The sequence below is a fragment of the Pseudarthrobacter sulfonivorans genome (assembly GCF_014712225.1).
Lineage (GTDB): Bacteria > Actinomycetota > Actinomycetes > Actinomycetales > Micrococcaceae > Arthrobacter > Arthrobacter sulfonivorans.
Genome location: NZ_JACXBW010000036.1, coordinates 1 through 2,251 on the forward strand (window position 1 = coordinate 1; position 2,251 = coordinate 2,251).

Below are 2,251 nucleotides of genomic sequence, written 5' to 3' on the forward strand. Positions count from 1 at the left end.
TCAGCCGTGGATCGCTCCGGAGCAACTTTTCAAACTTACCCGGTTTCGGCGAGCTTTGCAAATCAGCGTTTCCGCGACTTGCCGCTCCCACAAACCAGCCCCACCCGAACCCGACACGCCGCAAAGCGCACCATATTTCAGGCTGTTGAACAAAGGGGGTTTGTCGCTATTTTCCCGCATCAGCGGCGGCGACTCAGAAAACAATACACGCCCCGAACCCACACCGCAAATCCACCAATAACACCCCCCCACACCCAAAAAACCCCGCCACCACACCGAATCTGCACCCTTCCAAAGCCGCCGGACCACCCTCACACCCAAACCACACCCTGTTCACTGGATCACACCGCCACCAAGCCCAGGACCAGCATTGCGCCTGACGCTTCGTATGGATCCCACCGCCGGCGTCGACAGGCCTGAGCAACGCTCGGCCACGGAGCGACCGGCGGGCTGGTCTGCGATACGGCAACGGCGGCTGACTGGTGGCCTTCCGGCGACCAAGAGCTGCAACATGGGATTCGTCCCGTTGGCGCAGCGCTACCCGTCCAGTGCCCGGCGAGCTCCCCGTCGGCGTCGGCGGCCGTGGTGTCAATGAAGTCGTCTGTATCGGCGTATTCGCGGAGCGGAGGAACCAACCGCGCATGAGCCACGCTGTGTCTAACACAGGCCGGACCTTGGCCGATGGCTGTACCGGCGCCTTTCACCCACGCCACGCGAATGCTGGGGGGACAGGTAGTCGACGGCCTAGCCGGAGCCAACGATGTCTGCTCCGACCACGGCGACATGCCATGCCGCGAGAGATTGCGGCTGGGCCCCGCTGCTACCGCACCAGGGACAAGTGACCCTGGAAGTGGGCCATGAAACGGGCGAGACAAAGGCGGCTTCGCAGTTGAAGGTGTAGAGCCCGCATCCAGTCGGGTTGTATCGTACGAACCGACGCCCCCGGCGGACGGTCGTAAGGGACGCCCTCCTGGGGCGACATCCAACCTCGAGACGGCTGGTCCAGGCGCTGGCGTACAACAGAGGCCGACGACTCCGATCTACGGGTAGCCCCGCAACGGGCCATAGGTCGCCGTCCCCTGCCCGATGCGGTGCTGTACGTTGCTTATGGCGCGACGCACTGCCGGCTCTGGCCGAGTTTGCCTTCATCAGCTTGCCGGGTCGTAGTGGAACTGCCGGACCTCTTGCGAGCAGCAGCACGCGATGGCAATCTTCGCGGCCCACTCAAGTGCCGACTCCCGCGAGGGCAGCTCGAGAACGGCGTAACCGCCGTTGGGCACCTTGTGACCTGGGTATGTCCCCTCGGTGACGGCGCCGTCACCCGCCACGAGCACTGGCTCGACGCCCTCATCGATGCCGCCGCCAAAGACATACACGCCCGCTGCCTTGGCCTCATCGATGACGGCGTGCGAGGCCTCGACCACCGCTTGGAAGTCCTCCTCGGGGATGACCATGGCCTCACTGGGGAACGAGATCAGGTACTTCGTCATTGGAGGACTCCTCACCAGCTGCGGCAACATCCGTCGGCTCTTCCCGCGGCACCGCTCTGGTGCACAGCCCGATTATGGCTCCTGCTCCCGGCATGTCGTCAAGGGAGATCGTGGACCGACCCGCAAAGCCTGCTCGAGCGGTACCGTCTGATGAAAGTGATCAACCCTGCCCCACGACCGCTTTTGCCTGTGCTGATCTGACCGCGCTGTGTCGGCTCGTGCCCGATCGTGCATTACGGGCATTTCGGGTCGACGCGCCCGGCGATCCGATCGGCCGGTGGTGTGGACGTCGCGGGCTCGATGCATGGTGCGGTACCCGGCGACCCGGGAGTTGGCGCACGAGCCGTTGGGCCGGCGTCCCGCGGTCCTCGAAGTCGCCACAGCCTGCCGCACCGGTGGCTGCCCAGATGTGGGTCAGGCGGCCCCGATATTGCGGACGCTAGGCCGCCGACTGGAAGCTGCGGAACAGGAAGTTGCGAAGGCCTACTCAGCAGTTCCGGACTGCTGGCGGTCTGGGTGCTGTCGCCGGCGGCCCTGGAGTCGGCGTCGACGAGGTATATCTGGCTGGCTGGCGACAGGATCACTGCGGCGATGTCATCCGCCTTCATGACCAACTTCACAGGCCCGTTTTCCGGTGGACGCTCTGGTAGTTGGTGGGGGTTCGACGGCGGTGCCGGGGCGGGGGGTGCCGAAGGGGTGTGGGGGCCGCGGTCCGGGGCCCCCGGGCGTGGTGCTGGCGTGAGTGGTTCCGGGCGGGTTCC

General features: G+C 65.4%; 2 protein-coding genes. One reads left to right on the forward strand and one right to left on the reverse strand.

Annotated elements, in window-relative coordinates; translation table 11 throughout:
* Nucleotides 1–241, forward strand: a 241-nt coding sequence (locus IAQ70_RS22970; protein ID WP_223860562.1) for a hypothetical protein, incomplete at its 5' end; no start/stop codon positions are given.
* Between the two features lie 907 nt (nucleotides 242–1,148).
* On the opposite strand, the gene IAQ70_RS22410 is transcribed toward IAQ70_RS22970, so the two are convergent.
* The gene (locus IAQ70_RS22410; RefSeq protein WP_190992156.1) at nucleotides 1,149–1,490 is read right to left on the reverse strand and encodes a YciI family protein; all 342 of its coding nucleotides are present in this window, start codon (nucleotides 1,488–1,490) and stop codon (nucleotides 1,149–1,151) included.
* Nucleotides 1,491–2,251 lie beyond the last annotated feature (761 nt).